This is a genomic window from Elioraea tepidiphila DSM 17972 (assembly GCF_000378465.1).
Lineage (GTDB): Bacteria > Pseudomonadota > Alphaproteobacteria > Acetobacterales > Acetobacteraceae > Elioraea > Elioraea tepidiphila.
In genome coordinates this window covers 41,012-66,895 of the sequence record NZ_KB899928.1, presented here as the reverse complement: position 1 = coordinate 66,895, position 25,884 = coordinate 41,012, and the positions used below count along the sequence as shown (strand labels likewise).

Here is a 25,884-nt window from a genome sequence, read left to right as displayed (position 1 = left end):
CCTCACTCGGCGGCGGCGAGACCGCGCTCGACCCGGACGAACAGCCAGGAGAGCGCGGGATAGACGGCGACCGTCAGCGCGAGTTCGTAGAGCGCGGGTTCGACCGGCAGCAGGCGGAACAGCAGCAGGGCCCGCAGCACCCAGCCGAGGCCCAGCACGGCGGTCGCCATCAGGGCGAACACGACCCACACCAGCAGGAAGGACTGGCGCGTCAGCACCCGCCGCTGGGTCAGCACCGCCGCATGCAGGAGCAGCAGCAGCAAGGGGTGGAGCCCGAGCGGGGCCCCTGTCAGCAGGTCGGAGAGCACGCCGATCGCGAACACCGCAAGCGGCGGCATCAGGCCCGGGCGGTAGAGCGTCCAGAAATACACCGCCGCCAGCGCCGGAACCGGCATCACGCCGTGCTGGGCCGGCAGGCCGATGGGGATCCCCATCGCCAGCACCAGCGCGACCGTCAGCGCTCCCGGGGCGACATCGCGCGCCACCTGGTCGAGCATCTGCCAGAAGCCGCGCGGGCGCGGCGGGCGGGCGACCGGGCTAGCCATCGCCACGCCGGCGCGGCCGCTCGGGGCGCGTCACCTGCTCCGGCGGCAGGATGCCCGAAAGGCCGAAATCGTGCAGGCGGACGAACTCCAGCCGGTCCAGATCGGCGAACAGCTCGACCTCGAGCACGCCGCCGCGGCCCTCGCGCACGATCCCGACCGGCAGCCCGGCCGGAAAGGCGCCGGCCTCGGAGGCGGTGACGATCCGCTCCCCGGGCAGGGGCGCCTCCCCCTCGGTCCAGTGCTGCAGGCGCGGACGTGGCGCGTTGGTGCCGGCAAGGATGGCGCGGGTGCGGGTGCGTTCCACCTGCACGGGGATGCGCGAGTTGATGTCGGTCGCGAGCAGCAGCCGCGCCGACCGCCCTCCCACCTCGGTGATGCGCCCGACCAGACCCGACCGGTCGAGCGCCACTTGGCCCTTGCGGACCGAATGCTGGGGCCCGATCGCCAGCAGCGCCGAGCGGGCATAGGCACCGCCGAGATCGGCGACGACCCGGACGGTGGTGAACTGCGGCGTGGGCTCGGCCGGGGCGTGCAGGACATCGCGCAGCGCGAGGTTCTCCGCCTCCAGGGCCAGGGCGACGTCGCGCCAGCGCCGCAGCCGCTCGTTCTCCTCGCGCAGCCGGGCGTTCTCGCTGTGCAGATAGATCAGGTTGCGGACCTCTGCGGCCGCGTCGCGTACCGTGCCCACGGGTCGGGAGAGCGCGCCATAGACCGGCACCAGCAGGTCGGCCAGCGCCGCACGGGCGCGCTCGGCAAGCACCGTGTCGGCCTTGCCGAGCAGCATCAGCCCGAAGCTCGCCGCGATCAGCACCGGCAGGACCAGCCGCGCGATCGCCTGGCGTAGCGGCACGCTGAGACGGATCACCCGAGTACCACCCCTCGCCTGCCCGTTTCCTGCCCTGCCAGCCTACAGGAGAATGCCGAAGACTCAGTACATCGACGACAGCACGTTGCGCAGTTTCTTCATCTCCTCGAGCGCGCGGCCCGTGCCGAGCGCGACACAGGAGAGCGCCTCCTCGGCGACCAGCACCGGCAGGCCCGTGGCCATGCGCAGCACGGTGTCGAGTCGGTGCAGCAGCGCGCCGCCGCCCGTCAGCACGATGCCCTTGTCGACGATGTCGGCGGCGAGCTCGGGGGGTGTGTTCTCGAGCGCCACCTTCACCGCCTCGACGATCGCGCTGACCGGCTCGGAGAGGCTCTCGGCGATCTGGCGCTGGCTGACCACCACCTCGCGCGGCACGCCGTTCATCAGATCCCGGCCCTTCACCTCGCGCAGCGGGCCGTCGTCCATGTCGTCGGGCGGGCAGGCCGCGCCGATCTCGATCTTGATCCGCTCGGCCGAGGATTCGCCGATCAGCAGGTTATGGTTGCGGCGGATGTAGGAGATGATGGCCTCGTCCATCTTGTCGCCGCCGACCCGCACCGAACGCGAGTAGACGATGCCGCCGAGCGAGATCACGGCGACCTCGGTGGTGCCGCCGCCGATATCCACCACCATCGAGCCCGAGGGCTCGGTAACCGGCAGGCCGGCGCCGATCGCGGCCGCCATCGGCTCCTCGATCAGATAGACCCGCCGGGCACCGGCCGACTCGGCGCTCTCCTGGATCGCGCGGCGCTCGACCGCGGTGGAGCCGGAGGGCACGCAGACGATGATCATCGGCGAGGCGAAGCTGCGCCGGTTGTGCACCTTGCGGATGAAGTGCTTGATCATCTCCTCGGCGACCTCGAAGTCGGCGATCACGCCGTCGCGCAGCGGCCGGATCGCCTGGATGTTGCCGGGGGTGCGGCCCAGCATCTGCTTGGCCTCCTCGCCGACCGCGAGCACCTGCTTGCGTCCGCGCACATCCGCGATCGCCACCACGGAGGGCTCGTCGAGCACGATCCCCCGCCCCTTCACATAGACCAGCGTATTGGCCGTCCCGAGATCGATCGCCATGTCGGCGGACAGGATCCCGAGCAGTCGCGACAGCATCGATGGAGTGACCTTCCTTGAGGACCCGGACGGTCCGTTGACCCTTGCGTGCGGTGGTATGGGGGGCCGACCGGGCGCATCGGTTTACGGCGGCGGCGGGGACTGCTCAACCGCTGATTCGACCGGACCGGACCCCACCGAAGATTCTCAGGGAACACAATAGGCCGGCCAGCGTTAACGGATCAGTGCCTTGCAACGGAGGAGACCGAGCGATGCGATCGATCACCCTTGCTGCCGCGGCCGTCGCGATGCTGGGCCTCGCGGCCTGCGGCAATACCCCTGGCGACCGTGCCCTGTCGGGCGGCGCGCTGGGTGCCGCGGGCGGAGCCGCGATCGGCGGCCTGACGGGCGGTAGCATGCTCGGCGGCGCGGTGATCGGCGGTGCGGCAGGTGCCGCGGCCGGCGCGCTGACCTCGCCGCGCGATGTGAATCTCGGCCGGCCGGCCTGGCGCTGAGGCGTCGGGACGCCCCCTCCTTCCAGGGGTGCGACCTTCGGGTCGCACCCCTTTTCCGTTCCAGCCCGCTGCCTGTGTCGGCCTTGCGCCGGGCATCAGAAAGGGGCCGGCCCGCAGCGGCGGACCGGCCCCGCGTCGAGTCGGCCGTCAGGCGCCGACGACCTGCACGAGCAGCGAGACCAAGAACAGCACCAGGAAGATCGTGAACAGCACCTTGGCGATGCCGGCTGCGGTCGAGGCGACGCCGCCGAAGCCGAGAATGCCGGCGATCAGCGCGACAACAAGGAAAATCAAGGTCCAGGTGAGCATGCGCGGCTCCTTTCGTTGTCTCTCTTCAACGTGACAGCGGGGCCCGGGTTTCCCCGAGCCCCGCCGTCCCGGCTCCGCCGATCGGCCTCAGAGCCGCGCGCGCCACGCCTTCACCTGGCGCTCCGCCTCCTCGCGCGCGATGCCGTAGCGCTCCTGGATCCTGCCGATGAGCTGGTCCTGCCGCCCCTCGATCAAGGCGAGGTCGTCGTCGGTCAGCTTGCCCCACTGCACCTTGGCCTTGCCGACCAGCTGCTTCCAGTTGCCGGCGATGATGTCCTTGTTCATCACACTCTCCTTCGACCGATGGCCGTCCGACACCGCCAGTGCGGCACCTGTCGGGTCAACGGGCCCGCGAAGGAGGGGTTCCCGCCGGGGCTCAGCCGAGCCGGAGCCCGCCGGTGACGGCCTGATAGGTGGCGATCGCCAGGGTCATCGGGTCGAACGGCTTGGTGATCACGAAGGCGGGCTCCACCGCCTCGCCGGTGAGCAGACGCTCCGGGTAGGCGGTGACGAAGATCACCGGCACCGTCATCTCGCGCAGGATCTCCGCGACCGCGCTCTTGCCGTCCCCGCCCATGCCGAGATTGATGTCGGCGAGGATCAACGTGGGGTTGAGACTGCGCGCCAGCGCGATCGCCTCGGCCTGGGTCGCGGCGATGCCGGCCACGCGATGGCCACATGCGGCCACTAGTTGGCCGAGGTCCATGGCGATGATCGGCTCATCCTCGATGATCAGCACATCCGCCGCGGCCGCCTCGCGCAGGCGTTCGCGCGCGGCCGAAGCGATCTCGGCCACCTCGGCGCGCGAGCGGCCCAGCACGGCCCCCGCCTGGTCGGGGGAGAGCCCCTCGAGCGCGGTGAGCAGCAGCACCTGGCGGTCGAGCACGCCGAGGCCCCCGGGGGCGACCGGCGTATCGGGCACCCGCTCCGACACCGCGCGGTACAGCGCCAGCATCACGGCCGCGCCATCGCCCTCCGGCGGCGCCTCGCGCAGTGCCAGCAGGGCCTCGCGCACCAGCGCATCGCCCGCCTCCTGGCTGCCGGCAAGCGCCCGCGCAAATCGCCGTGCGCGCGGCAGCGCACGCAGGAGATCCTCGCTCATCGCTCTCCTCCGATCGTGGGACGTCGTCTCTCACGCCGCCATGGCACCGGACAAGCGGAGGCGGCGATGACGGCTGAGCGGGACGAGGCGGCCTTTCGGGCAGAGCTGATCGGATTGCTGCCGCAGCTCCGCGCCTTCGCCCGGTTCCTCGCCCGCGACGCGGCGGCGGCGGACGACCTGGTGCAGGAGACGACGCTGCGCGCGCTCGCCGGCTGGCGGCAGTTCGAGCCGGGCACCAACCTCCGCGCCTGGCTGTTCACCATCCAGCGCAACCTGTTCCGGCAGGGCCTGCGCCGCCGGCGGGCGAGCGACGAGGTGGCGCCCGAACAGGGCGCTCCGCCCGGCCAGGAGGCGCATGTGGCGATGGGCGAACTCGACCGCGCGTTGCGTCGCCTGCCGCCCGCCCAGCGCGAGGCGATCCTGCTCGTCGGCGCCCAGGGGTTCTCATACGAGGACGCCGCGATGATCTGCGGCACCGCCACGGGCACCATGAAGGCCCGGGTCAGCCGGGCCCGCACGGCGCTGGCGCTCATGCTCGGCCGAGGGGGTGAGGCGATCACGAAGACGTGATCCCCGTGTGGTGGCTCAGCCGCGCGTCCGCACCAGCGCCGCCCCCGCCAGCACCGCGCCGGCGACGAGCATCGCCGCCCCGCCGATGAGCGACCATTCGGTGCGCTCCGACCGACGTCCGGTCAGCGCCTCGGTGATCTGCTCGGCCGGGGCATCCGTGGCGTTCAGGCCCATGGCCAGCAGCATCGCGCCGGCGACCGCGAGGGCCAGACCTACGGCGAGGGACATGCGCATCGGGGCTCTCCTTCTGCATCTCGCGCAACCGTGACCCCGGCTCAACGCCGGCTGCCGGGCGAGGTTCCCGCTGCCGAGCCCCCTTCGGCGCCAGGCCGGCAGATGGGATGCAACCTTTCGCGCGCGGACGGCGTTGGTCGGGCATCGGAAACGGCTGGAGGACCGACAACGTGCCCGACACGTTCCACGACGACCTGATCGCGCTTCTGCCGAAGCTCCGCGTCCAGGCGCTCGCGCTGACGCGCCATCGGGCCGCGGCCGAGGATCTCGTCCAGGACACCGTGGTGAACGCGCTGGCCGCACGCGCGCAGTTCCGACCCGGCACCAACCTGGCCGCCTGGCTGCACCGCATCCTCCGCAACCGGTTCATCAGCGATGTGCGCAAGCACCGCCCGAAGGTGGCGATCGAGGATGCCCCGATCGAATCCCTCGCCTGCGCCGCCGACCCGGCCGACCGTCTGGTCGCCAAGGAACTCGCCCGCGCGCTCGACCGGCTGCCCGCCGACCAGCGCGAGACCCTGCTGCTGGTGACCGTGCACGGCCTCTCGTGCGAGGAAGTGGCCGACGTCACCGGCTGCGCGGTCGGCACGGTCAAGAGCCGTGTGTTCCGCGCCCGCGCCACACTCGAGCGTGCCCTGCTCGGCGAGGAGGCAGCGCCTGCGCCCCGGCCCAAGGCGGTGGCTCGCGAATCTGGCCTCCGCCCGGCCCGCGCGGTAACCTCACCGCCGTGTGGCGAGGGCGCGCGGGTGGCCTGCGCGGGCGCAGGCACCGCTTGAGGGGCTATGGGCGACACGCCGAAACGCACGATGCCGGCTGATGGCGGACAGACCCCCCCGCGCCGCCGCGGCGCCAAGGGACAGGCGGACGTGACCAACGCGTTCGACGCCTGGCTCGACCGCCAGCTGCACCAGATGTTCGACCGTGTCGCCAAGGAGCCGATCCCGGAGGACCTGCTGCGGCTGATCGAGGGTGACAAGCGCAAGCAGGAGCCCTGAGCCGCCGGTGGGCGCAGGGGCATCGGAGGTCGGCCACGCCCCGCATCCCGGGCGACCGCCGATCCTGGTCCGCCTGCTCGCCTCGGTGCGGGCGCGGCTGATCGGCCTGACCCTGATCGGCGCCATCCCTGTCGCCGTGCTGGTCGGCCAGAGCGCGGTCGATCTCTACCGCGAGGCCGGGCAGGCCGCACGCGAACGCGTCGCCCTCGTGCGCGAGGCGGCGGTGGCGCGCCATCAGGTGGTGATCGATGGCGCCGAGCAGATCCTGACCGCGCTCGCCCGCAACGACGCGGTGATCGCGGGCGATCCGAACGCCTGCGACCGCGCGCTGATCGAGGTGCTGAGCCTGCAGGGCGGCCGCTACAGCAACATCTGGGTGGTTGACGGCGCGGGGCGCACCCGCTGCAGCGCCATTCCGGCACCGCGCGGCGAGTCCTTTGCCGAAGCCGCCTGGTTCCGCGACGCGGTGCAGAAGAACCGCTTTGTGCTGAGCGAGCTCCAGGTCGGACCGATCACCCAGCGCAACATCGTCGCCGCTGCCCAGCCCGTGCGGCGCGAACGCGACCTCGTCGCCGTGGTCGGGCTCGGGCTGTCGCTCGATCACCTCGTGCTGCAGACCCGGCCAGCCGCGCGCGCCGACACGGCGCTGTGGCTGATGGATGACGGCGGGCGCAGCTTTCCGCTGACCGATACCGCGACCGAGGCGACGCTGCCGGTGCTCTCCGCCTGGGCGGCGCTGCGGCGCGGCACGGTCACCCAGGTCGATGCCCCGAGCATGGGCGGTGAGCCCTATGCCTATGGGGCGATGTCTCTTGGCGACGATCTCAGGCTGGTGGTCGGGCTCGCCTCGGAGACCTATCAGGCAGCCGCGAGACGCGCGGTCATCCGGCGCATGATCGAGCTCGGCGTCCTGCTCGTCGCCTGTCTCGGCGCGGTCGCGATCGGGGCGCATATGAGCGTGATCCGGCCGCTCCGCGCGCTCAGCACCGCGGTTGCCTCCTGGCGCAGCCGGGGCGGCCGTTTCGATCCCGGCCCGTTGCGCGGCGCGCCCACGGAGGTGCACGCGCTCGCCCAGGCGATGACCGCGGCCTCGACCGCGCTCGGCGCGCGGGAGGAGGAACTGCGCGCCGCGCTCGCCTCGCGCGACCTGCTGATGGCCGAGATTCATCACCGGGTGAAGAACAACCTTCAGATCGTCGCCAGCCTGCTGAACCTCCAGGCCGGGCGGGTGCGCTCGGCCGAAGCCCGTGCCGCCTTCGGCACCGCGCGCGACCGGGTGCGCGCGCTCGCCACGCTGCACCGGCACCTCTACACCCATAGCGACTTCGAGACGATCGCGCTCGGCACCTTCCTCGAGGAACTCTGCGGCCAGCTCTTCGAGGCGCTCGGCGAGACGCCGGGCGAGCGCATCGCGCTCAAGGTCTCGGCCCCCGACCTCACGCTCGGCTCGGACGAGGCGGTGCCGCTCGCCCTGATCATCACCGAGGCCGTCACCAACGCGGTGAAATACGCCTTCCCGGCGGACCGCAGCGGCACGGTCTCGGTGACGGTGAGCCGCGAGGGCGAGACGCTGACGCTCACCGTGCGCGACGACGGCATCGGCATCGATGCGTCGCAGCAGAACGAGGAGACCGAGCCGGGTGGCGGTCTCGGCAAGATGCTGATCGACGGATTCGCGCGCCAGCTCGGTGCGACGCTGACGACGGAGAGCAGCGCGGCCGGGACGGAACTCCGACTGACGATGGCGATCCGGCGGCGCGGCCGGCAGACCGGACCGGCTCAGGCCGCGGCCGCGGCCTGAGCCGACTGGACGTCAGGCGGCCGGTGCGGCCGGCGCGGTGCGCAGCCGCTTCACCATCAGCTTGTTAAGGGCGTGGATGTAGGCGCGCGCCGACGCGACCAGCGTGTCCGTGTCCGCCCCCTGCCCGTCCACCAGCTTGCCCTTCTCCTCCAGCCGCACGGTCACCTTGGCCTGGGCGTCGGTACCCTCGGTCACGGCATGCACCTGGTAGAGCTTGAGGTCCGCCTCGTGCGGGAACAGCATCCGGATCGCCTTGAAGGTGGCGTCCACCGGCCCGTCGCCGGTCGACTCGGCGCTGCGGACCTCACCGTCGATGTCGAGTTCCAGCACCGCGCGCTGCGGCCCCTTCGAGCCGGCATGCACATCCAGCGAGACGAAGCGGACATGGTCGTGCGCGCGCACCACTTCGTCGTCCACCAGCGCGACGATGTCCTCGTCGAACACCACCTTCTTCGCGTCCGCCAGCCGCTTGAAGCGCTGGAACGCGTCGTTCAGCGCGTTGTCGCCGATCTCGCCGTAGCCCAACTGCTTCAGCTTGTCGCGGAACGCGGCACGGCCCGAGTGCTTGCCGAGCACCAGGCTCGACTTCGCCCAGCCCACGCTCTCCGGCGTCATGATCTCGTAGGTGCCGGCGTGCTTCAGCATCCCGTCCTGGTGGATGCCGGCCTCATGCGCGAAGGCGTTGCGGCCGACGATCGCCTTGTTGGGCTGGACGTCGAAGCCGGTGATGGTGGCGAGCAGCTTCGAGGTGCGCACGATGTTGCGCGTCACGATCGCGCTGTCGGCGGGCATCGCGTCGTGGCGCGTCTTCAGCGCCATCGCGATCTCCTCCAGCGCGGCATTGCCCGCGCGCTCGCCGATGCCGTTGATGGTGCACTCGACCTGGCGCACGCCTGCCTTGATCGCGGCCAGCGTGTTGGCGACCGCGAGCCCGAGATCGTTGTGGCAATGCGCCGAGAGGATGACCTTGTCCGCACCCGGCACCCGCTCGCGCAGCATGGTGAAGATCGCGGCGAACTCCTCGGGCACGGCGTAGCCCACGGTGTCGGGGATGTTGATGGTGGTCGCGCCCGCCTTGATCGCGGCCTCCACGCAGCGGCAGAGGAAGTCGGGCTCGGTGCGGCTGCCATCCTCGGCCGACCACTCGACATCGTCGGTGAACTGGCGCGCGAAGGTGACGCTGTCGATCACCGCCTGCAGTACGGCCTCGGGCTCCATCTGGAGCTTGTACTTCATGTGCAGCGGCGAGGTGCTGATGAAGGTGTGGATACGCTTGCGCCGGGCGGGCTTCAGCGCATCGGCCGCGGCCTGGATGTCGGCCCGGCCCGAACGCGCGAGGCTGCACACGACCGCCCCTTGCAGCTTCTCGGCGATCGCCTGCACCGAGGCGAAGTCGCCCGGCGAGGCGATGGCGAACCCGGCCTCGATCACATCGACGCCGAGATCCTCCAGCGCCTCGGCCATGCGCAGCTTCTCCTCCAGGTTCATGCTGAACCCGGGCGACTGCTCGCCGTCGCGCAGCGTGGTGTCGAACACGATGACCCGGTCGGGCGCGACCTCGCCGAACGACGGATGGGTGATGGTGGTCATGATCTGCTCCTGAACCCTGGATATGCGACTTGCCTCGGGGTCTCCCCTGAGCGGTGCTTCGGCGCGTCTCAGCGCGAAGGCGTCACGCCCAGGGGCGGGTAAGTCGAAGGAGGAGCGGAAGAAGGGCGCGCGCGCCGAGGCCCGCGCGGGGCGCGGTGCAGGCGGAAAGGGCGCGGGCCGGTTGCATCGGGCCGACAATATCCACAGCGCGGGGCGCCTGTCCAGCGGGGCGCGCCTGCCCCACCGTCCGCGCCACCGTCACGGCCTGTGCGGCGCGAGGAACCTGAACGGCGAAGGCTCCTTGGTGATGTCGGTCATCACCTCGATCAGGCAGGGCGCGTTCGTGACCAGCGCCTCGCCGAGCGCGCTGCGCAATCCGGCGGCGTCCGTCACCCGCCAGGACCGCACCCCGAACGCCTTGGCATAGGTCTGGAAATCGGGATTGGTCAGCTCGGCACCGCAATGGCGTCCGTCATAGAGTCGGCGCTGATCACGCAGCACATTGCCGTAGGAATTGTTGTTGAACAGCACCGTCACCAGGTTGATGCCGTAGCGCACGGCCGTCGCCAGATCCGATCCGCCGAACAGGAAACCGCCATCGCCGGTCACCGCCACGACGGCGCGACCGGGATGCGCGACCTTGACGCCGAGCGCGGTCGGGAAGCCGGCGCCGAGATTGCCCGAGAAGCCCGAACCGATCGCGGTGCGCGGCGCATGGAACGGCATGCCGAACGCGGAGACATAGCCCACCTGCGTCATCTCGTCGCAGAAGATGCCGTCCTCCGGCAGCGCATCACGGATCGCCTCCAGGAACGACATCTGCGGCTGGACCGACTGGATCTCGGCCGCGACCTCGGCCTTGGCCCGCGCGATCCTGGCCGCGCGGTCCGGATCGTCGCGGCCCGCGACGGCTTGGGTGAGCGCGCGTGTCGCATCAGCAGCATCCGCCACGATGCCGAGATCGACGCTGAGCCTGCGGAACTCGGCGGGGTCGATGTCGATGCGCGCGATCCGCACGCCGTCCGGCAGCTTGCCCCATCGCGCGGTCGGCACATCGAGCCGCGTGCCGATACCGATCAGCAGATCCGTCTCGGGCCAGAGCCTGTAGCCCTCGGGAACGGTGAGGCTCAGCGGATGCCGGTCATCCAGCACACCGCGGCCGCCGCGGTAGCGCACGACCGGCGCGCCGATCTTCTCCGCGAGCGCCCGAATCTCGGGGCCCGCGTCCATCGCCCCCGCACCGACCCAGATCATCGGGTTGCGCGCGGCATCGATCATATCGGCCAGGCGCGCGATCTTCGCAGGGTCCGGTGCCGGAGCGGGGTGGAGCGGCAGCGGATCGCAGGGCGTGACCTCGGCCTCGGCCGGCAACTGGTCGAGTGGAACCTCCAGCGCCACCGGACCGGGCCGGCCGGACAGCATCTCCTGGAACGCGCGCGCCACCTTGCGGGGCGCCTCGGTCGGGTCCTCGATCCGGTCCGCGTGTCGCACCAGGGTGCGCAGCGTCGCGAGCTGGTCCGGCAGTTCATGCAGCTGGCCGCGCAGCCGGCCGATCTGCGAGGACGGCACCTGCCCGGTCAGACATAGCACCGGCGCGTTCACGCTCCAGGCTGTGGAGAGCGCGGCGGTGGTGTTCAGCAGGCCGGGGCCCGGCACGACGGAATAGACGGCGGGCTTCCCGGTCGCGCAGGCGTAGCCGAGCGCCATGTACGCCGTGGTCTGCTCGTGCCGCGCGTTGATGACCCGGATGCGGTTGGCGTTGCGCGCGAAGGCGTCGAACAGCCCGTACATCTGCACGCCGGGCAGCCCGAACACGGTGTCGATCCCGTGGCGAAGCAGGCTGTCGACGATCGCCTCGCCACCGGTCATGCGCGGCATGGTGCGTGGGTCCTCCTCCAAGCGATGCGCCGGCAATCGACCATCGAACGGCGCCGCTGCCAAGTGGCCGGCTCGGCGAGCAAGGGGACCGTGCTGCACCGGGCCGGCCCGGCGCGAGACGGGTTGCCGACCGCCCCGCCCCGCCGCAGGATGCCGCCCCCTCGTCTCGTCCAGGAAGGAAGTCCCTGAATGCCCCATGTGCTGCTCGAGCGGCCGCTCCATCCGGCAGGCCGCGCGATCCTCGATGCGCGCCCCGGCGTGACCGTGGAGGTGGCGACCGATGTCGCCGACTTCGCCGCCCGTGCCACCAAGGCGGATGCGATCCTGCTCTGGCTCAGCCGCGTGGATGCCGCGTTTCTGGACAAGTGCCCGAAGCTGAAGGTGGTCGCGCGCTACGGCGTCGGCTTCGACACCATCGACATCCCCGAATGCACGCGGCGCGGCCTGCCGGTCGCGGTGGTGAACGGGGCGAACGATCTCGGCGTGGCCGAGCACGCGATGGGGCTGCTGCTCGGCGTCGCGCGCCAGGTGCCGGCCTACGACAGGATGGTGAAGGGCGGCGAGTGGCGCTCGGTGGACGGGCCGCCGATCGGCGAGCTCGCGGGGCGCACGGTGCTGGTGATCGGCTATGGCCGGATCGGCACGCGCGTCGCCCGGCTCTGCGCCGCCTTCGGCATGCGCGTGATGGTGCACGACCCCGCCTTCCCCACCCCGCGCATCGCCGCGGACGGTCACATTCCGGCTCCGGACTGGAAGGCCGCGCTGCCCGAAGCCGATGTGGTGACGCTGCACTGCCCGCTGCACGAGGGCACGCATCACCTGATCAACGCGGACGCCTTCGCGCGCATGAAGAAGGGCGTGTGGCTGATCAACACCGCGCGCGGCCCCGTGGTGGATGAGGCCGCGCTGGTGGAGGCGCTGCGCTCCGGCAAGGTGGCGGCCGCCGGGCTCGATGTGCTGACGATCGAGCCTGCCGTGAAGGACAACCCTCTGTTCGGCTTCGACAACGTAATCCTTTCGCCGCACAGCGCCGCGGCCGCGCAGGAGACACTCGCCAAGATGGCGGTGCGCGCCGCGCACAACATCCTCGACGCGCTCGACGGCAGGATCGATCCCGGCTTCCTGGTGAACCCCGAGGTGTTGCGGAGGAACGCCTGAGATGCCGCACGTCCTCTGCCTCCGTCCGATCCATCCGGACGCGATCGCGCTGATGCGGGCGGCGCCGGGCGTGACCGTCGAGGTGCTCGACCCGGTCACGCCGGAGTCGCTCTCCGCACGCATCGCCGAGGCGGATGCGATCACGGTCCGGATCACCCGGATCGACGCCGGGCTGATCGCCCAGGCGCCGAAGCTGCGCATCGTCGCGCGTCATGGCGTGGGCTACGACGCGGTGGATGTCGAGGCCCTCACCGCCCGCGGTATCCCGCTGACGGTCACGCCCGACGCGAACGCGGTGAGCGTCGCCGAGCACGCGCTGATGCTGATGCTGACGATCGCGCGCCAGACGCTCGGCTATCACGCGCGCACCAAGGCCGCGCAATGGGGCTTCCCGGCCGAGCTCCCGACCTTCGATCTCGCCGGCCGCACCGTGCTCGTGATCGGATTCGGGCGGATCGGCGGACGCGTCGCGCGGCTCTGCGCGGCCTTCGGCATGACGGTGCTGGTGCGCGACCCCTACGTGCCGCGCAACACCATCAAGGGCGCAGGCTTCACGCCGGCGGACGATCTCGACGCAGCTCTCGCCGCGGCCGACATCGTCACCCTGCACTGCCCGTCCAACAGCGAGACGCGCGGGCTGGTGAACGAGGCATTCCTGAAGGCCGCGAAGCCAGGCGTGGTGCTGGTCAACACCGCGCGGGGGACGCTGGTGGACGAACCCGCCCTCGCCTCGGCGCTGGCATCCGGTCACGTCGCCGCGGCGGGGCTCGATGTATTCGCCGTCGAGCCGGTGGAGCCAGGCAACCTGCTCCTCAAGGCGCCGAACGTGGTGCTGATGCCGCACAGCGCGGCCGCGACGGCAGAGAGCATGCGGCGCATGGCGATGTCGTGCGCGGAGAGCATTCTCGCCTGCTTCGACGGCCGGCTGGACCCGCATGTCGTGGTCAACCCGGAGGTGTTGCGCCGCAACGCCTGACCGCGCCGACGTTCCGGCGCAGGCCCGGTCGTGCTCGGTTCCGTTCGGCTCCCGTCCGGGAGCGGATCGAGCGTGGCCGTCGCCGCTTGACGACTATAGGATATATCCGTTTGATTGCCCCGGGCGGAGATGGGGAGCCAAGTGCGGGACCACGGCGGCACGATGACACGGGCGGGGGAGGTCGCCGTCGAGGCGCTGCGCAAAACCTTCGGTCGCGTGGTCGCGGTCGATGACGTCAGCCTCACCGCCGAGCCCGCCGAGTTCCTTGCCCTGCTCGGGCCCTCCGGTTCCGGCAAGACCACCATCCTGATGACGCTCGCCGGGTTCGAGCACCCGACCTCTGGGCGCGTGAAGCTGAACGGTGAGGACGCGACCTGGTGGCCGGCGCATCGGCGCAACATCGGCATGGTGTTCCAGCGGACCACCCTGTTCCCCCATATGAGCGTGCGGGACAACGTCGCGTTCCCGCTGAAGATGCGTGGTGTGCCGGCGCGCGAGCGAGGCGCCCAGGCGGACGAGGCCCTCGCCACGGTGCGGCTCGCCGGCTACGGCGATCGCCTGCCCAACCAGCTCTCGGGCGGACAGCAGCAGCGGGTCGCCCTCGCCCGCGCGATCGTCTACCGGCCACCGATCCTGCTGATGGACGAGCCGCTCTCGGCTCTCGACAAGGCGCTGCGCGAGGAGATGCAGCTCGAGATCAAGCGCCTGCAACGCGCCCTCGGCATCACGGTCGTGTTCGTCACCCACGACCAGACCGAGGCGCTGACCATGGCCGACCGCATTGCCGTGCTCGACCACGGACGGCTGATGCAGGTCGGCACGCCCCAGGCGCTGTACGAGAGCCCCGAAAATCCGTTCGTCGCCGGCTTCATCGGCGAGACCGCGTTCCTCGACGGCGTCGCCGAGCGGTCCGCAGACCCGGGCGGCCCGGCAACCCTGCGCGCCGCCGACGGCTCGAAGCTGCACGGCACCGCCGTGGCGGCCCTGGCGACGGGCGACACGGCGCAACTCGCGGTGCGGCCCGAGCGGATTCGTCGCGCCGAAGACGGGCTCGCCGCCGAGGTGATCGAGACCTTCTATGTCGGCGCCGAAACCGCCTGCCTGCTGCGTACGGCGTTCGGTGCGCAGCTCCGGATGCGAATCGCCGCCGGCGCGGACGTGCCGGCCCCTGGCGAGACCGTGCGTGTCGCGTGGGACCCCGCACATGGCCGCATCTTCCGGGGCGGCGCATGAGCCGTCCGCCCTCCGCCTTCTTCCGCGGCGCGCGCGAGATGAGTCCCGCGCTGAGCCTGCTGCTGCTGCTGCCCTTCCTGGTCGTGCTGTTCATCGCCTTCCTTCTGCCGGTCGGCGTGCTGCTGCACGAGAGCCTCTTCGTCCCGGCGGCGACGCTCGAGCACTACGCGCGGGTGTTCGACGAGCCCGTGTATCTGCGCGTGCTCTGGCGCACGATCCGCATCGCTGCCCTGGTGACGGCGATCTGCCTGGTGCTCGGCTATCCCTTGGCGGTCGCGATGGCGCGCGCGCGCGGCGTGGCGCTGCTGCTGCTTGCCGCCTGCGTCATGCTGCCGCTCTGGACCAGCGTGCTCGTGCGTACCTATGCCTGGACCGTGCTGATGCGGCGCAACGGGTTGATCAATGATCTGCTGATCGGGCTCGGCTTCACCGACGCGCCCGTGCGCCTGCTCTACACCGAGGGCGCGGTCGTGGTGGCCATGGCGCATGTGCTGCTGCCCTTCATGGTGCTGCCGCTCTGGACCGCGCTGCGCGCGATTCCGACCGACTACGCGCGTGCGGCCGCGATCCTGGGCGCGCGTCCTTTGCGCAGCTTCGTCGAGGTGACCCTGCCGCTCAGCCTGCCGGGCGTGGCGAGCGGCTCGCTCATGGTGTTCCTGCTGGCGCTCGGCTTCTTCGTCACCCCCGCACTGGTCGGTGGGCCGCAGCAGATGATGATCGCGACGCTGATCAGCCAGCAGGTTCGGGAACTCCTGAACTGGCCCTTCGCTGGCGCGCTGGTCGGCTGCCTGCTGCTGCTCACCCTCGTGCTGGTCGCGTTCTTCAACCGGGCCATGCGGCTCGATCGGTTCGTGGCCTCGTCATGACCGGGCATCGCGTCGTTGACGTCTATGCGTGGCTGGTCTGCGTGTTCCTGATGGTGCCGACCATCATCATCATTCCGATGTCCGTCGGGCCCGACCGGTTCCTGCAGTTTCCGCCACGCGGCTTCACGCTCGAATGGTACGGCGCCTACTTCTCGGATCGCGACTGGATCGCGGCGACACTGTTCAGCCTGAAGGCGGGTGTGATCGCGGCCATCCTCGCCACCGTGATCGGCACCATGGTCGCCCTCAGCCTGGTGCGCGGCCGCCCGCCCGGTCGGCGCGCGATCGAGACCCTCGTGGTCGGCCCGATCGTGGTGCCGCATATCGCACTCGCGGTCGCGCTGTTCCTGGTGTTCGACCGGCTCGGCCTGACCGGCACGCTGGTCGGCTTCGCCGCGGCGCATACCGTGCTGGCTCTGCCCTTCGCCGTGTTCTCGGTGCTCGCCGCCCTGCGCCGCTTCGACCCCGCGCTGGAGATGGCCGCACGCTCCTGCGGCGCGAGCCGCTGGCGCGCCTTCCTGAACGTCACCCTGCCGCAGATCCTGCCCGGCATCGCCAGCGCCGCGCTGTTTGCCTTCATCATCTCCTTCGATGAGGCGGTGGTGTCGTTCTTCATCTCCGACATCGACGGCAAGACCCTGCCGCGCAAGATGTTCGAGGACATCGACTACGATCTCTCGCCGGTGCTGGCGGCGGTGGCGACGCTCCTCACCGCGCTGTCGGTTGTGGTGCTGCTCGCCGCGCACTGGATCGGCCGCCGCGGCGCGGCACGAGGTGCGGTGTGAGCGGACCGGCCGTTCGCCCGGTCGCGCGGCACAGCCTGAGCGGGCGCGTCTACGCCGAGCTGCGCGACGCCCTCATGCACGGCCGGCTCAAGCCCGGCCAGCGGCTCAAGCTGCACGAACTCGCTGAGGCGATGGATGTCAGCGAGACACCCGTGCGAGAGGCCGTGTTCCAGCTCATCCGCGAGGGTGGGCTCGAGATGCGCACCGGCTCGGCAATCCGTGTCGTGCGGCTCTCGCTCGCCGACTATCTTGAACTCCGGCGCATCCGCCTGCTGCTGGAGGGCCTTGCGGCGGAGGAGGCCGCGCGGCACGCCGATCGCTCGGTCGTCGCCGCGCTCGCGGCCGAGCATGCGGTCCTGACGCAGGCCGAGGACACCGCGGACTGGACCGAGGCGATCGCATCGAACTTCCGCTTCCACCACCTGATCTGGCGCACCGCGGCGATGCCCAATCTGCTCGGCGTGCTGGAGGGGATCTGGCTGCGCAACGGCCCGCTGCTGAACTTCCTGTATCCGAACGCGCGGCCGCGCTATCCCGGCCGGCATCGTCACGAGGACGTCATCGCCGCACTGCGCGCAGCCGACCCGGAAGCGGCGCGCGAGGCGGTCTGCGCCGACCTCATCGAGGGCGGCGCGGCGCTGCTGCGGCTGCTGGAAGAGATCGAGGCGGGCCGCGTCGTCCCGCTCGATCCGGAGACAACGGACGACGCACCCAAACCGCGTCGCAAGAGGAGACCCAAGCCATGAAGCGTCGTGCCTTCACCGCGGCCGCACTTGCCGCCTTCGCCACGCGTCCGGCGCTCGCCCAGCGAGGCGAGGTGATCATCGCCACCACCGCCGGGCTGATGGAGCGGAGCCTGCAGGAGCACTTCTACCGCCGGTTCGAGCGCGACACGGGCATCCGCGTCCGCTCCGTGCCGATCGAGCTGCCGGACCAGTGGGCACGCGCGGTCGCTGGCGCGCGCACGGGCAACGTGCCGTTCGACATCGTCACCGCGACACCGCCTGACCTGATCCAGCACCGCGACATCCTCCAGCCCCTCGACTGTGACGGCATGGCGGGCGTCCGCGAGAACGCTCTCCCCGGCGCATGCTACCCGCACGGACTGATGCGCACCGGTGGTGCCATGACGCTCGTCTGGAGCAAGCGCGCCTTCGGCGACCGCGCGATGGAGGGCTGGGCCGACTTCTTCGACGTGCAGAAGTTCCCGGGCCCCCGTGCGTTGCCCGATACCGGCGACCGCGAGTGGTGGGTGCCGGTCGCCGCCCTGCTCGCCGATGGCGTCGCGCGCGAGGCGCTCTTTCCGCTCGACCTCGATCGGGCGTACCGCAAGCTCACGGCGCTGAAGCCGCAGGTCGCCGCGTGGTGGCGCTCGGGGGATCAGATCATGCAGCTGATGCGCAGCGGCGAGGCGGTCGCCACCATGTCCTATTCCAGCCGCTCCGTGCCGCTGGCCAAGAGCGGCGACTTCGACTTCACCTGGAACCAAGCGATCCGCGACGTCGGCAACTGGGCGGTGCTGCGCAACGGCCCCAACACCGCGAACGCGATCCGCTTCCTCGACTTCTTCGTGCAGAACCCCGAAGAGCATGTCGTGTTCAGCGGCAAGGTCAGCTTCGACTCCAACAATCGCAACGCCGCCGCACTGGTGCCACCGGAGGAGCGGCGGTTCCGTCCCTCGCTGCCCGACAACTGGTCGCGGATGGTGATCGCCGACTACGAGTGGATCGCTGCCAACCGCGAACGGATGCGCGAGCGGTGGTTGAGCTGGTTGACCGCCTGAGGCCATGCTCGTCAACGATCCTCAGGCCGCGCATTACAAGATCGATCCCTCGCGGATCAATCTTGCGCGCGAGTTCCGCGCCGCGCCCAAGGGTCCGCACAGCGACGAGCTCCAGCGCGTGCTTCACCGCATGCGCTGGAGCGCGCCTGGCGGGCGCTACGTCCTGGTCGCACTCGAGCCCGGACGGCGCTGGATGCTCGCGCGCATCCCGCCGACGCGCGGCACGCCGATCGAGACCTTTCCCAACCGGGTCTTCACCGACCTCGCCGAGGCGGAGTGGCACGTGTTCCGGCTGCGCTGGCGCGAGCTGACGGGTGACGACCTGCCCGACGACCTGGCCTGACGATCTGGACCGATGACCGACACCAACGCCGTGCTCGGCTATGCCACGCCACTGATCGTCTCACCGGGTGAGGAGATCGCGTTCCGCCTGTCGAGTGCGGTGCTCGGCCGGGCGGAGGCGCGGATCGTGCGCGTCCGCTGCGCGGATCCGGATCCGGCGGGCCCCGGCATCCGCGTCGCCGCGCCTGGCAGTGCGATCGACGGAACGGTGCCGCTGCGACACCAACCGATCCATCCGGGCTCGTTCGGGATCGTCGCCGATCCCCAAGGGCTCGACGGTCTCGCCTCACTGTCGGTCGGCGTCTTCCTCTGGCCGACCACGCCGGGAAGCGGCGAACAGACGATCCTGTCGCGCTGGTCCGGCGCGGCGGGCTGGCGCTTCGGCCTCGATGGACAGGGTCGGCTGTGCTTCGAGGTCGCCGATGGCGCGCGCCGCTGGATCGTGACCGCCTCGCGCCCCCTGCTCGAACGCGAGTGGGTGTTCGTGGGCGCGGTACTCGACGGCGCTTCCGCCACGCTCACGCTGATCCAGCGCAGCCTCGATCCGCAGGCGGGACGCGATCGGAGCGAGACCATCACCGCTTCCGGACCGGCGCGCCTGCCGGACACGCCGTCCGCGCCACTGCTGCTGGCGGCCACATCGACCGGCAGAGACTCTCCGCCGACGGACCGCCATCTCGACGGCAAGCTCGACCGGCCGCGCCTGCACGCCGTCGCCCTCGACGAGGCGCCCCTGCGCGCGCTGGTCGAGGCTGTCGTTCCAGCCCCCGGCGATCCGGACCTGCTCGCCGCCTGGGACTTCTCCCGCGGCATTCCGACCGACGTGGCAGAAGACGTCGGACCGCGCCGCCAGCACGCCACACTGCATCAGTTGCCGGCGCGCGCCATGACCGGAGCGAACTGGGACGGGCGCACCCAGTCCTGGCGCGAGGCACCGTGGCTGTATGGCGCGATCCACTTCCATGCCGACGACATGGCCGACTGCGGCTGGACGCCTGATCTGACGCTCACGATCCCGACGGTGTGGCGCTCCGGCTACTACAGCCTGGAGCTCACCGCCGAACATCGTGGCGAGCGGGTCGAAAGCCACGTGCCGTTCTTCATCCGCCCCGCACGCGATGGCCACCGCGAACCGCTCGCCGTGGTGGCCTCGACCGCCACCTATCTCGCCTACGCCAACAGTGCTCTGCGGCTCGACCAGGTGCATGCCGAGGCGATGCTGGAGGGGCTGATCGTGCTGTCGCGGGACGATGTCTATCTTCAGGCGCATCGCGAGCTCGGCCTCTCGACCTACGATACCCACGCGGACGGCTCAGGCTGGTGCACCAGCACGGCCGCACGCCCGATCCTGAACATGCGTCCGCGCGGCAACGTGTTCAATTACGGCGCCGACTCGTTGCTGCTCGACTGGCTGGAGACCGAGGGCATCGGCTTCGATGTGGTCACCGACGAGGACATCCATCGCCAGGGCCTCTCTGCGCTCGCGCCGTATCGCTGCGTCATCACCGCCTCCCATCCGGAATATGTCTCCAAGGAGATGCTGGATGCCTTCGACGCCTATCAGCGCGGCGGCGGGCGGCACATGTATCTTGGCGGCAACGGGTTCTACTGGCGCATCGCATTCCACCCGACGCGACCGCACACGATCGAGATCCGCCGCGGCGCGGTCGGCCTGCGGACCTGGGAGGGGGAGCCCGGCGAAGGCTGCCTCGCCTTCACGGGCGAGCCCTCCGGGCTCTGGCGCGCGAACGGCCGCGCGCCGCAGCGGCTGGTCGGGGTCGGCTTCGATGCGCAGGTGTTCGATCGCTCCGGCTGGTACCATCGCCTGCCGGACTCCTTCGATCCGCGCGTGGCGTTCATCTTCGAGGGCGTCGGTGCCGAGGAGCGGATCGGTGATTTCGGCCTGCGTGGCGGCGGCGCGGCCGGGATCGAGGTGGATCGCGCCGATGCGACACTCGGCTCGCCGCCCGCCCTGATGCTGCTCGCGACCTGCGATCGGCTTGGCTATGGCGGCATTCCGGCGCCGGAGGAACTGCGCACGCTGCATCGCGGCTTCACCGGCGACCAGAACGCGCGCGTGCGCGCCGACATGACGTTCTTCCCTACGGCCAAGGGCGGGGCCGTGTTCACGACCGGATCGATCGCCTGGGTGTCCGCATTGCCGCACAACGGCGGCGCCAACAACGTCGCGCGCATCACGGGCAACGTTCTGCGCCGCTTCCTCGATCCCGCGCCGTTCAAGGGTTTCGAGGATCGCGCATGAGCCGTCTCCAGACCATCACGACCGATGTGCCATGGCTGCGGCTCGCGGTGACCGACGATGATTGGGCGCGGGAATCACCTGCCGATCTCGCCCGCTGGATGGAACAACTCCTGCTGATCCGCCGCTTCGAGGAGCGTATCCTGACACTGCACGGCGAAGGGCTGATCCACGGCCCGGCCCACGCCTCGATCGGACAGGAGGCCGGCGCGGTGGGTGCCATGTCGTGGCTCGCACCGAGCGACGGCATCAACGGCACGCATCGCGCACATCATCAGATTCTCGCCAAGCTTCTGAACGCTGCCGTCCCGGAGGACTATGATCCGCGCCGCGATCCTTTTCCCGGCCAAGCCAGTGTTGCGGTGCGTCGCGCCATGGCGGAGATCATGGGGCTGACCGACGGGTTCTGCGGCGGCCGCGGCGGCTCAATGCACATGCGCTGGGCCGAGGCTGGTATCGTCGGCTCCTCGGCGATCATCGGCGCCAATGTGCCGCATGCGGTCGGCTACGCACTCGCCGACAAGGTGCTTGGCCGCGACGGCATCTCGGTCGCGTTCTTCGGCGACGGCACGCTGATGGCGGGGCCGGTCTACGAGGCGATCAACCTCGCCGCACTCTACACCCTGCCGGTGGTGTTTTTTCTCGAGAACAACCTCTATGCCGTCTCGACCCATGTGAACGAGCAGACGCGCGAGACGCGGCTTTCGTCGCGTGGACCGATGCTCGGCGTGCCGGCATTGGTGTGCGACGGCATGGACGTGATCGCGGTGCGCTGCGCGATGGGATGGGCTGTCGAACGCATTCGCAGCGAAGGTGGTCCGGTGCTGATCGAAGCGGAGTGCTATCGCTTCCTGCACCAGTCCGGCCCGCTTGCGGGCAGCGCGCTCGGCTATCGCAGCAAGGAGGAAGAGGCAGCGTGGCGCGAGCGTGATCCGCTGTTGACCATGCCGCGGCGGCTGCGCGCGATGGGCGTGCTGGACGAGGTCGGCCTCGCATCGCTCGAACGACGCGCGGCGGAGGCGGTGGCGGCTGCGGCGGACGCGCTGACCGAGGTTCAACCGGGCGCGAACGCGCGGCGGATTCGCGTCGGTCTGCTGCCCGCCCCCGAGACCGTGGATCATGGCATCCGCAACGATCCTCCGCGGCTCCCCGCCACGGCATCGGCCGAACCCAAGGTCGAGGCGAAATATATCGATGTGGTCTCGGCAACGATGCTGCGCGCGATGGAGCGCGATCCGACGATCGTGCTGATCGGCGAGGACATCCATCGCCTGCGGGGTGGGGTCGCAGGGGCGACACGCGGGATTCCCGAACGCTTCCCCGATCGTGTCTTCGCCACACCCATCTGCGAGAACGCCTTCACCGGCATGGCCCTGGGTGCGGCGCTCACCGGTCTGCGCCCGGTCGTCGAGTACATGTTTGCCGATTTCGCGATCGTCGCCGCCGACCAGCTGTTCCACCAGATCGCCAAGTTCGGCCACATGTTCGGCGGCAATGTCCGCATCCCGCTGGTGGTGCGCGCGCGCATCTCGTCGCACACCGGCTATGGGTCGCAGCACTCGGGCGACCCATCCGGGCTGTTCGCCGCGTTCCCGGCCTGGCGCATCGTCGCTCCGGCGACGCCCTACGACTATGTCGGGCTGATGAACACGGCACTGGCCTGCGACGATCCCGTGCTCGTTCTGGAGCACCAGGCGCTGTTCCAGGAGACGGGGCTTGTTCCCGATGGACCACCCGACTGGTACGTTCCGTTCGGTGCAGCGCGCCGCGTGCGCCGCGGCCATGCGTGCACCGTGCTGACCTATGGCGCCATGGTCGGCGAGTGTCTTGCCGCCGCCAGCACCACCGCCATCGATGCGGATATCCTCGACCTTCGCACGCTCGATCCCCTCGGGCTCGACTGGGATGCGATCGGCGAGAGCATCCGGCGCACCAACCGCGTGCTGATCGCCGAGCAGGCAGCGCGCGGCGGCAGTCACGGTGCGCGCTGGGCCGCCGAGATCCAGGAGCGCTACCTCGACTGGCTGGATGCCGAGATCGTCCGGGTCGCCGGCAGTGAGTCCGCGCCGGTGGTCTCCCGCCCGCTGAATCTCGCCGCTCTCGGTGACACGGCCAAGGTCTCAGCCGCGCTGGCCAGGCTCTGCCCATGAGCCCGGGCACGGACGCACTGCTGCGCGCACGCGCTGCGCGCGTGGTACCCAGCGGCATGTGGGGCCATCTGCACGCCGCGCGCCTTCCTGCGGGCTATCCGCAGTTCTTCGCGCGCGCACAAGGCGGACGGATCTGGGACGCGGATGGTCGCGAGTATGTCGACCTGATGTGCAGTTGGGGGCCGGTCGTACTCGGCCATCACGACCCGGCGGTGGACGAGGCGGTATCGCGACAGGCCGCACTCGGCGACTGCCTGAATGGTCCTGCGCCAGTCATGGTGGAGCTTGCCGAGCGCCTGGTGGCACGCGCGCCGCATGCCGACTGGGCGATGTTCCAGAAGAACGGCACGGATGCGACCACGGCCTGCGTGATGATCGCGCGCGCGGATACCGGGCGGCGCACCATCCTGATCGCACGCGGCTCGTATCACGGAGCGGCGCCCTGGTGCACGCCCGTGCCCGCAGGCACCACCGAGGCCGACCGCGCGCACCAGATCCATTTCGCCTACAACGATATCGCGAGTCTCCACGTCGCCGCGGAGCGCGCCGGCGACGATCTCGCCGCCGTGATCGTGACGGGCTTCCGCCACGACAACGTGGTCGATCAGGAACTGCCCGATCCGGCCTTCGCCCGCGCCGTGCGTGCGGTGTGCGACGCGCGCGGGGCTGCCCTGATCGTCGACGACGTCCGCGCCGGCTTTCGGCTGCACCGGGGCGGCACTTGGGAGATCGTTGGGGTCCGTCCCGATCTCGCGGCCTGGAGCAAGGCGATCGCGAACGGACATGCGCTCGCCGCCGTAACGGGAAGCGATCGCTGGCGCGATGCCGCGTCTCGCATCTTCGTCACCGGCTCGTTCTGGTGTGCCGCGGTCCCGATGGCCGCCGCCGTCGCGACCCTCGACCGGCTCGACGAACTCGATGCGATTGGGCACATGGAGCGGCTCGGCCGGAGATTGCGCGATGGTCTTGATGCCCTTGCACGCACCCACGGCGTGGGCCTCCGTCAGAGCGGGCCTGTGCAGATGCCGCTGTTCCTGTTCGATGATGACGAGGGTTTCCGCATCGGCTCGGCATTCTGCCGTGCGGCGCTGAACGCCGGCGCCTTCCTGCACCCCAGACACAACATGTTCCTCTGCGCCGCTCATACCGACGCGGATATCGACCAGGTGCTGGAGGCGGCGGAGGCCGGGTTCCGTGCGATCCGCGGCCTTGCCCCATAGGTTCTCCTCAGCTGGTGCGTTCGACCTGCCAGAACATCGGGTAGGACGACTGGATCAGGTTCCGCAGCCGCGTGCGGTAGCCCGCCGGGATCGTGAACTGCCCCCACATCAGCGAGGGCGTCAGCTCGTACGCAAGCCGCTGGATCTCGGCCGCCAGACGCCGACGTTCCTCGGTCGTCTCGGCCTTGGCGAACGCGGCAAGCAGGGGCGGGATCCGGTCGTCACACGACCAGCCCGGGAAGTCCCCGCAGGTCGAGGCGACATAGAAGTGCGTCAGCGGTGACATCATGTCGGTACCGTTGGAGTACACCGCGAACATCGACCAGCCGTCGCGGCGCACCCGGCGGGCCAGCACGGTGCCCCAGTCCATCACCTGCTCATCCACCGTGAAGCCCGCCTGCTTCATGTTCTGGATCAGCACCATCGCCGCGGTCTGGCTGATCGAACCCGCGACCTCCAGCACGATCACCGGCTCGCCGCTGTAGCCCGTGGCCTGGAGCTCGCGCCGTGCCGCCTCGACATCCACCGTCGCGATCTCGGCGCCGGCGAGCGTCGAGAGCGGCGCGTCACACATCCAGAACGAGCCGCATTGACGTGCCTGGAACTGCGGCGGGATCCCGATCGCGGTCAGGATCGCCTGCTGATCCACGAGCTTCCAAAGCACCCGGCGCACGGCAGGATCGTTGAAGGGTGGGGCCTCGTGGTTGAGACGGAAATTGCCCTGGAACTGATGCAGCCCGCCGAGCCCAAGCAGGCGCACATCGCGCGTCCGCTCAAGCAGCGGAATGAGGTCGAACGGCAGGTACTGCATGTAGTCGATCTCGCCGGCCATCAGCGCATTGGCACCCGTGGTCTGGTCCGGCATCACGCGCAGATTGAGCTGATCGCCCTTCACATCCTTGCCACCTGCCAGGAAATCGGGCGGCTCGGCGCGCGGCACGTAGTCGGGATTGCGCTCCAGCACCATCACGTTCCCGGGCCGCCAGAGATCGGCGCGGAACCGGAAGGGGCCGGAGCCGATGGGCTCGCGGATACGCTCGCTGCGCGGCGTGCGCGCGAGCCGCTCGGGCATGATCACGGGCAGCGGCGCGTTCGGTTTGCCGAGAACCTGAAGCAGCAACGGGAACGGCTCCTTCAGCGCCAGCGTGAAGCTTCGCGCATCGCGCGCATCGATCGAGGCGGTCGCGGCCAGCAGCATCCGCCCCAGCGGATCCCCCGGCGCCCAGCGCTGGACCGAGGCGACGCAGTCGGCGGCGGTGACGGGCGCGCCGTCGTGGAACTTGAGCCCGTCGCGCAGCCGGAAGGTCCAGGTAAGGCGGTCGGAGGATTGCTCCCAGGCATCGACCATCTGGGGCTTGATCTCACCCCTCTCGTTCATCGCGAACAGCATGTCGAAGACATGCAGCCCGAAGGTGCGCGTGATCGCCGCGGTGATCACATGCGGGTCCAGGATCACGACCTCCGACTCCAGCACGAGGTTCAGGGCCGTTGCGGCACGGGCCTCGCGCGGGCGGATGATGCCGAAGCTGGCCAGCGCCGAGGCGCCAAGCACCGCGTCGCGACGGCGCGCGCGAAGTCCGTTCATGATCGTTTCTCCCGCTGTCGATGCGCGGCCGGGCCGCACAGGCGTCAACACTATCGGTGCGCTCGCGGTCCCGCA

Annotated in this window: 26 protein-coding genes; 16 read left to right on the top strand and 10 right to left on the bottom strand. The window is 70.4% G+C overall.

What is annotated here, in order from left to right; all coding sequences use genetic code 11:
• Positions 1-2: 2 nt before the first annotated feature.
• The 3 genes from mreD to F563_RS0114785 form a co-directional block, all read right to left on the bottom strand.
• Positions 3-545 carry a rod shape-determining protein MreD gene (gene mreD, locus F563_RS0114795; protein ID WP_051089401.1) on the bottom strand — a complete coding sequence of 181 codons (543 nt, stop codon included), beginning with the start codon at positions 543-545 and terminating at the stop codon, positions 3-5.
• The gene (gene mreC, locus F563_RS0114790) at positions 538-1,410 is read right to left on the bottom strand and encodes a rod shape-determining protein MreC (protein ID WP_019015460.1); all 873 of its coding nucleotides are present in this window, start codon (positions 1,408-1,410) and stop codon (positions 538-540) included. Before mreC ends, mreD begins: the two co-directional genes overlap by 8 nt.
• 63 nt (positions 1,411-1,473) lie before the next feature.
• Positions 1,474-2,517, bottom strand: a complete 1,044-nt coding sequence (locus tag F563_RS0114785; RefSeq protein ID WP_019015459.1) for a rod shape-determining protein — start codon at positions 2,515-2,517, stop codon at positions 1,474-1,476.
• Positions 2,518-2,729: 212 nt separating this feature from the next.
• Here F563_RS0114785 and F563_RS0114780 point away from each other — a divergent pair, with 212 nt between their 5' ends.
• A complete protein-coding gene (locus tag F563_RS0114780) occupies positions 2,730-2,972 on the top strand; it encodes a hypothetical protein (RefSeq protein WP_019015458.1) in 243 nt (80 codons plus the stop codon).
• A gap of 147 nt (positions 2,973-3,119) precedes the next feature.
• Here F563_RS0114780 and F563_RS24505 read toward each other — a convergent pair whose 3' ends face one another.
• The 3 genes from F563_RS24505 to F563_RS0114765 form a co-directional block, all read right to left on the bottom strand.
• Positions 3,120-3,281 carry a DUF1328 domain-containing protein gene (locus F563_RS24505; protein WP_019015457.1) on the bottom strand — a complete coding sequence of 54 codons (162 nt, stop codon included), beginning with the start codon at positions 3,279-3,281 and terminating at the stop codon, positions 3,120-3,122.
• Positions 3,282-3,368: 87 nt separating this feature from the next.
• A complete protein-coding gene (locus F563_RS0114770; protein ID WP_019015456.1) occupies positions 3,369-3,566 on the bottom strand; it encodes a CsbD family protein in 198 nt (65 codons plus the stop codon).
• Positions 3,567-3,657: 91 nt separating this feature from the next.
• Positions 3,658-4,383 (bottom strand): response regulator, encoded by a 726-nt coding sequence (locus F563_RS0114765; protein WP_019015455.1) that lies wholly within the window; start codon positions 4,381-4,383, stop codon positions 3,658-3,660.
• A 66-nt stretch (positions 4,384-4,449) separates the two neighbouring features.
• Between F563_RS0114765 and F563_RS0114760 the strand changes: the two genes are divergently transcribed.
• Positions 4,450-4,953 (top strand): sigma-70 family RNA polymerase sigma factor, encoded by a 504-nt coding sequence (locus F563_RS0114760; RefSeq protein ID WP_019015454.1) that lies wholly within the window; start codon positions 4,450-4,452, stop codon positions 4,951-4,953.
• 15 nt (positions 4,954-4,968) lie between these two features.
• Here the strand turns inward: F563_RS0114760 and F563_RS0114755 are convergent, their stop codons facing one another.
• On the bottom strand, positions 4,969-5,181 hold the full coding sequence (locus F563_RS0114755) for a DUF3185 family protein (protein WP_051089400.1): 213 nt from the start codon (positions 5,179-5,181) through the stop codon (positions 4,969-4,971).
• A 176-nt stretch (positions 5,182-5,357) separates the two neighbouring features.
• Between F563_RS0114755 and F563_RS22760 the strand changes: the two genes are divergently transcribed.
• The 3 genes from F563_RS22760 to F563_RS24045 all read left to right on the top strand — a co-directional run bounded on the left by F563_RS22760 (position 5,358) and on the right by F563_RS24045 (position 7,983).
• Positions 5,358-5,963 (top strand): sigma-70 family RNA polymerase sigma factor, encoded by a 606-nt coding sequence (locus F563_RS22760; protein ID WP_084596614.1) that lies wholly within the window; start codon positions 5,358-5,360, stop codon positions 5,961-5,963.
• 90 nt (positions 5,964-6,053) lie between these two features.
• Positions 6,054-6,182, top strand: a complete 129-nt coding sequence (locus F563_RS25660) for a NepR family anti-sigma factor (RefSeq protein ID WP_245557141.1) — start codon at positions 6,054-6,056, stop codon at positions 6,180-6,182.
• A 7-nt stretch (positions 6,183-6,189) separates the two neighbouring features.
• Positions 6,190-7,983: a sensor histidine kinase gene (locus F563_RS24045; RefSeq protein ID WP_019015450.1), complete on the top strand. Its 1,794-nt coding sequence runs from the start codon at positions 6,190-6,192 to the stop codon at positions 7,981-7,983.
• A 12-nt stretch (positions 7,984-7,995) separates the two neighbouring features.
• Here the strand turns inward: F563_RS24045 and F563_RS0114735 are convergent, their stop codons facing one another.
• Together F563_RS0114735 and F563_RS0114730 are read right to left on the bottom strand one after the other, a co-directional pair.
• Positions 7,996-9,573, bottom strand: coding sequence for a 2-isopropylmalate synthase (locus tag F563_RS0114735; protein WP_019015449.1), 1,578 nt, complete (start codon positions 9,571-9,573; stop codon positions 7,996-7,998).
• Between the two features lie 258 nt (positions 9,574-9,831).
• Positions 9,832-11,451, bottom strand: a complete 1,620-nt coding sequence (locus tag F563_RS0114730) for a thiamine pyrophosphate-dependent enzyme (RefSeq protein WP_019015448.1) — start codon at positions 11,449-11,451, stop codon at positions 9,832-9,834.
• Positions 11,452-11,640: 189 nt separating this feature from the next.
• On the opposite strand from F563_RS0114730, the gene F563_RS0114725 reads away from it, so the two are divergent.
• The 11 genes from F563_RS0114725 to F563_RS0114675 all read left to right on the top strand — a co-directional run bounded on the left by F563_RS0114725 (position 11,641) and on the right by F563_RS0114675 (position 24,224).
• Complete coding sequence (locus tag F563_RS0114725; RefSeq protein ID WP_019015447.1) at positions 11,641-12,609, top strand: hydroxyacid dehydrogenase; 969 nt, start codon at positions 11,641-11,643, stop codon at positions 12,607-12,609.
• A gap of 1 nt (position 12,610) precedes the next feature.
• On the top strand, positions 12,611-13,585 hold the full coding sequence (locus tag F563_RS0114720) for a hydroxyacid dehydrogenase (RefSeq protein ID WP_019015446.1): 975 nt from the start codon (positions 12,611-12,613) through the stop codon (positions 13,583-13,585).
• A 162-nt stretch (positions 13,586-13,747) separates the two neighbouring features.
• Complete coding sequence (locus F563_RS0114715; protein ID WP_211211438.1) at positions 13,748-14,818, top strand: ABC transporter ATP-binding protein; 1,071 nt, start codon at positions 13,748-13,750, stop codon at positions 14,816-14,818.
• Entirely contained in the window at positions 14,815-15,684 is an 870-nt protein-coding gene (locus F563_RS0114710; protein ID WP_019015444.1) for an ABC transporter permease, read from the top strand. The genes F563_RS0114715 and F563_RS0114710 overlap by 4 nt, the downstream gene beginning before the upstream one ends.
• On the top strand, positions 15,681-16,469 hold the full coding sequence (locus F563_RS0114705; protein ID WP_019015443.1) for an ABC transporter permease: 789 nt from the start codon (positions 15,681-15,683) through the stop codon (positions 16,467-16,469). The genes F563_RS0114710 and F563_RS0114705 overlap by 4 nt, the downstream gene beginning before the upstream one ends.
• Complete coding sequence (locus F563_RS0114700; RefSeq protein ID WP_019015442.1) at positions 16,466-17,215, top strand: GntR family transcriptional regulator; 750 nt, start codon at positions 16,466-16,468, stop codon at positions 17,213-17,215. Before F563_RS0114705 ends, F563_RS0114700 begins: the two co-directional genes overlap by 4 nt.
• On the top strand, positions 17,212-18,252 hold the full coding sequence (locus F563_RS22750; protein WP_019015441.1) for an extracellular solute-binding protein: 1,041 nt from the start codon (positions 17,212-17,214) through the stop codon (positions 18,250-18,252). The genes F563_RS0114700 and F563_RS22750 overlap by 4 nt, the downstream gene beginning before the upstream one ends.
• Before the next feature lie 4 nt (positions 18,253-18,256).
• Positions 18,257-18,595: a N,N-dimethylformamidase alpha subunit family protein gene (locus F563_RS0114690; protein ID WP_019015440.1), complete on the top strand. Its 339-nt coding sequence runs from the start codon at positions 18,257-18,259 to the stop codon at positions 18,593-18,595.
• Between the two features lie 12 nt (positions 18,596-18,607).
• Positions 18,608-20,857, top strand: coding sequence for a N,N-dimethylformamidase beta subunit family domain-containing protein (locus F563_RS0114685; protein WP_019015439.1), 2,250 nt, complete (start codon positions 18,608-18,610; stop codon positions 20,855-20,857).
• The gene (locus tag F563_RS0114680; protein ID WP_019015438.1) at positions 20,854-23,004 is read left to right on the top strand and encodes an alpha-ketoacid dehydrogenase subunit alpha/beta; all 2,151 of its coding nucleotides are present in this window, start codon (positions 20,854-20,856) and stop codon (positions 23,002-23,004) included. Before F563_RS0114685 ends, F563_RS0114680 begins: the two co-directional genes overlap by 4 nt.
• Complete coding sequence (locus F563_RS0114675) at positions 23,001-24,224, top strand: aminotransferase class III-fold pyridoxal phosphate-dependent enzyme (RefSeq protein WP_019015437.1); 1,224 nt, start codon at positions 23,001-23,003, stop codon at positions 24,222-24,224. Before F563_RS0114680 ends, F563_RS0114675 begins: the two co-directional genes overlap by 4 nt.
• A 7-nt stretch (positions 24,225-24,231) precedes the next feature.
• On the opposite strand, the gene F563_RS0114670 is transcribed toward F563_RS0114675, so the two are convergent.
• Positions 24,232-25,809: an ABC transporter substrate-binding protein gene (locus tag F563_RS0114670; protein WP_019015436.1), complete on the bottom strand. Its 1,578-nt coding sequence runs from the start codon at positions 25,807-25,809 to the stop codon at positions 24,232-24,234.
• Positions 25,810-25,884 lie beyond the last annotated feature (75 nt).